The organism is Micromonospora sp. NPDC023814 (assembly GCF_040639595.1).
Taxonomy (GTDB): domain Bacteria; phylum Actinomycetota; class Actinomycetes; order Mycobacteriales; family Micromonosporaceae; genus Micromonospora.
Map to the genome: position 1 here is coordinate 1 of NZ_JBFAAF010000180.1, position 3819 is coordinate 3819.

Sequence of the window (3819 nt, forward strand, 5' to 3'; positions counted from 1 at the left end):
CTCCACGATCGACGGCGTTCCGCACACCCAACCATGATCCAACCCGAACGCCCCAGGTCAAGCCGACCCGCCGACGAGCACCTGACCAGTCACCGGTCCGGCTGCTGGACGGTGCGCGGATCGGGATCCAACCCGAACGGTGGCCGGCCGGTCTGGCTGAGGTCCCCACCGCCGCTTTTCGGGTGGTGTTGGTGCTCAGTACTTCCTGCAACAGTTGCGAAAAGGTGGCCGGCCAGATCGGCGACCTTGCCGACCCACGGGACTTCGCGCTGCTGATCTCGACGATCGACCAGGCTCGTGGTAAGGACTTCGTAACTCGACACGAACTGTCGCAACTGCCGCACCACATCGACGTGGGAGGCGAATGGGTGACCGGAGAATTGGAGGTCATGACCAGCCCGACGGCGCTGGTGTTCCGGGACGGGCGCCTGGTTTCGGCACTACTTTTCACCGATGTGGCGGTGCTGAGCGCCGCCGTCTTTCCAGTGAAGGAGGCTGTAAGGAATGAGTGAAGAAAAGATGACGGCTGCAGGCCGCCGGGGCGGCAGCCGGCGGGGCTTCCTCGCGAAGATCGGCGCAGCTGGCCTGGTGGCATCGGGTGCCGTCTTCGCCCGCTCGACTCCCGCGATGGCCGGCAACTACTATTGCTGCAACCTCTTGTATTACCCGCCGAACATCAGCTACTCGACGTGCAGTTCGGCACCCGAAAAGTATATCTGGTACTGCACGACCGCCACCATGGATTGTGCGTGCTGCGAGAAAAAGAGCAGCACGGGGTCGACCACCGGTTCCGCCGCCTACTGTAACCGCATCTGACGCCGATGGCCGTCTGGCTTGTCGTCGGCATCGCGGGTGCGGTGCTGCAGCTGCTTAGTCCTTGAGGCCTCTCCATGGCTGGGGTCGCCAGCCCTATGTTGAGGCGAAACGTGGCCGAGGGAATTCGGTTCCTGGCGGGTCTGGCGGTTGGTGGAATAATCGCTGGAATAATGCTTTCGGTCCTGCTCTACCTGGTTGGATCAGTTCTAGAGAAGCTGGTTGTCGAGGAGTGGCGATTTGTGGTCGTCGTCGCCTTCACGGTACTGTTCGGCATTCTCGATTTGTTCAATCGGACGCCGCATATCTGGCGACAGGTGCCACAGCGACTGGTCCGTACCCTTCCGGCCGGAACCTTGGGTGTGGTGTGGGGTATCGATCTGGGTCTTCTGTTTACCACGCAGAAGACCACCTCGCTGGTCTGGTTGGCCGCGATTGGCGTCGTGTTCCTCGCGCCCGGGTCCGCGCCGCTGGTGTTGGTCGGGATGGCCGTCACCGTGACCCTTCTGGTCACGCTCTGGAGCCTGACCAGGGCGGCCGCCGAGATCGAGGGAAGGAGTGACCGGGTATGGGTGAGCAGGGCTCGACGGGCCTCCGGAGCGATGATGCTGCTGCTGGCAGCGGCCCTCGCGGTGGGCGCCGTTCATCCATGACTGCGATCCTCGATCCCGATGTGGGAAAGGGGCAGGTAGTGATAACCAAATTCCACTGTGGCGGCCTGGGGCGGATACTGCTCATCCTCCTGCTGCACATCCGTGTCAAGCGGGACGTCCGTCGCTACGCCACGGGTTTCATTGGTATCAAGCTGCTCGTCGAGTGGCGGCAGCGGACGGTGTGGAGCATTTCGCTGTGGCGGGATCTTGACAGCGTCTATTCGATGGGCAGCGTGTCGCGGCATGTTGCCGCCTCGCGGGTGCCGGCAAAACTCGGCGTCAGAACCAGCTGCGACATCTTCTGCCACGTCGGCGAGTGGACCCGGGTCATGTTCGGCAACCCGGCCGGCAGTCACCGATCCCGAACCGCTTCCGCTGAAAGGTGATGTCCAAGCTCATGCTAATAGACCTTTGCGAATGGAGGGACTTCCATCATGGCTTTGCCAACCGACCGCGGAATTGTCGTCATCGACGTCGAGGACGATGGTACTAGTACCATCCGAATCTGCGCGGAGATCGTCAACGGGGCGCCCGTCGGCGTTTTCGCCGAGCATCACGGGGCCAGGCACGTACGCGTGTACCAAGATGTGTCTATGACCGTCCTGGGGCGACGTAGTATTTCTAGGCGGATCGCCGAGGTATTTGACGACAACGGCATGATCAACGTCCGTCGGGTGCGCGGCGCGGCCTAATGCTCCAACGTCACTTGGTTTCGGCGTTGGGCGTGGCGCGGGCATGAGGACGGCCACCGCGTGATCATCGATGGTTTGTGAGGACAACCGAAGATCGTGCGGTGGCCGTGGGCCACAGCGTAGACAGTGAGTATGGGACCCGTCGTCATCGGGACCGGGTCTGACTCAAGCGTAGACCGACGCCCGTTACGGGCTGTCCTTGCAAGGGATCTGTCGGCCTGGTTCCGGTGGTGATGCCACGAGACCGACCGAGGCTGTGACCTCATAGGAGCCTGTGCGAGAGGCACCCATCACTGTCTTGTCCGTCGCCCCGGCCGGGCTCGTGCCGACCCGATCCGGTGCGAGCGGAAGGACCGACAGCAGCAGCATGGCAACCACTACGGACGAGTTCAATGTTCCCGTCGGCTGCGTCGTGCTCGGCGTGGACACGCATGGCGAGACTCATCACGCCGCGCTTGTTGACCATCTCGGCCGCCACCTGGGCGACGCCGAGTTCGCCGTCACACCGGCTGGCTATCGCGGTCTGTTGGCGTGGGCCCAGAGACATGGGGCAATCGTGCGCGCCGGCGTCGAGGGCACTGGGTCGTATGGAGCCGGCCTGGCCCGGCACCTGCACGGCGCGGGCGTGGTCGTCATCGAGGTGAACCGGCCTGATCGCAGCGCGCGCCGAATGGCGGGCAAGTCAGATCCGCTTGACGCGTACGCCGCTGCTCGTGCCGTTCTCAACGGATCCGCGACCGGTCTACCGAAGTCACGCGCGGGTGCGGTCGAGGCCATCCGGGTGCTGCGCGTTGCTCGCCGTGGCGCTGTCAAGGCCCGCACCCAGACCGTCAACCAGCTCAAGGCGCTGATCATCACGGCCCCCGAGGACCTGAGGGAACGTCTGGCCGGCCTGTCGCTCGTCACTCTGGTCCGCGTCTGCGCCCAGCTACGTCCAGGCGCCACGGGCGCCCAGCTGTCCGTCGTGGCCAACCCGGCCCTGGCGGCCACCAAGGCCGCGCTTCGGCGCCTGGCCCGTCGCTATCAACAGCTCACCGACGAGATCGCCGAGCTTGATGCCGAGATCCATCCACTGGTCAAGGCCACTGCACCCCAGCTGCTGGCGCTGCAAGGAGTAGGGCCGGAGGTCGCCGGTCAACTGCTGGCCACCGCAGGCGACAACCCCGACCGGCTCAGGTCGGAGGCCTCGTTCGCGCACCTGTGCGGTGTCGCCCCGCTCCCCGCCAGCAGCGGCCGGACCCGCCGCCACCGGCTCAGCCGAGGCGGTGACCGCGCCGCCAACAACGCCCTCTACACCATCGTGCTGACCAGGCTGCGGCTCGATCCCCGAACCCACGCCTACGTCGCCCGACGAACAGCCGAAGGACTGACCAGCAAAGAGATCGTCCGCTGCCTCAAACGACATGTGGCCCGAGAGGTCTACCGGGCGCTACTGGGTGCCGCCGCCCCTCGCCTCGCAGACCCTCTCGGCCCGCTTGACAGAACATAGGAGTCTTCGATGTCTCTGTCGTGACGCCCGTGCCGTGCGTGAAAATCTGGGGTGGTCGCCCGCCGACGTCGTTGATGCGTGACTGATCAGGTGGTCGTTCCGGTTGCGGGTAGCCAGGGACGGCCGGTGGCGAGTTCGGTGAGGGCGTGCATGATGTTGCGGCCGTGCGCGG

The 3819-nt window shown here is 64.8% G+C and carries 5 protein-coding genes; all 5 read left to right on the forward strand.

The features are described from left to right. A partial coding sequence (locus AB0G14_RS35065; RefSeq protein WP_357705007.1) for a hypothetical protein occupies window positions 1–512 on the forward strand: 512 nt, incomplete at its 5' end. Then, on the forward strand, window positions 505–816 hold the full coding sequence (locus tag AB0G14_RS35070) for a hypothetical protein (protein WP_357705009.1): 312 nt from the start codon (window positions 505–507) through the stop codon (window positions 814–816). The genes AB0G14_RS35065 and AB0G14_RS35070, both read left to right, overlap by 8 nt. Window positions 817–986: 170 nt before the next feature. Continuing rightward, a complete protein-coding gene (locus AB0G14_RS35075) occupies window positions 987–1466 on the forward strand; it encodes a hypothetical protein (protein ID WP_357705011.1) in 480 nt (159 codons plus the stop codon). Beyond that, window positions 1463–1852: a hypothetical protein gene (locus AB0G14_RS35080; protein WP_357705014.1), complete on the forward strand. Its 390-nt coding sequence runs from the start codon at window positions 1463–1465 to the stop codon at window positions 1850–1852. Before AB0G14_RS35075 ends, AB0G14_RS35080 begins: the two co-directional genes overlap by 4 nt. 673 nt (window positions 1853–2525) lie before the next feature. Then, entirely contained in the window at window positions 2526–3647 is a 1122-nt protein-coding gene (locus tag AB0G14_RS35085) for an IS110 family transposase (protein ID WP_357705017.1), read from the forward strand. Window positions 3648–3819: the final 172 nt, after the last annotated feature.

Excerpts from the sequence above, each read along its gene's own strand:
- AB0G14_RS35070 (WP_357705009.1), top strand. The coding sequence starts at position 505 with ATGAGTGAAGAAAAGATGACGGCTGCAGGCCGCCGGGGCGGCAGCCGG.
- AB0G14_RS35075 (WP_357705011.1), top strand. The coding sequence starts at position 987 with ATGCTTTCGGTCCTGCTCTACCTGGTTGGATCAGTTCTAGAGAAGCTG.
- AB0G14_RS35080 (WP_357705014.1), top strand. The coding sequence starts at position 1,463 with ATGACTGCGATCCTCGATCCCGATGTGGGAAAGGGGCAGGTAGTGATA.
- AB0G14_RS35085 (WP_357705017.1), top strand. The coding sequence starts at position 2,526 with ATGGCAACCACTACGGACGAGTTCAATGTTCCCGTCGGCTGCGTCGTG.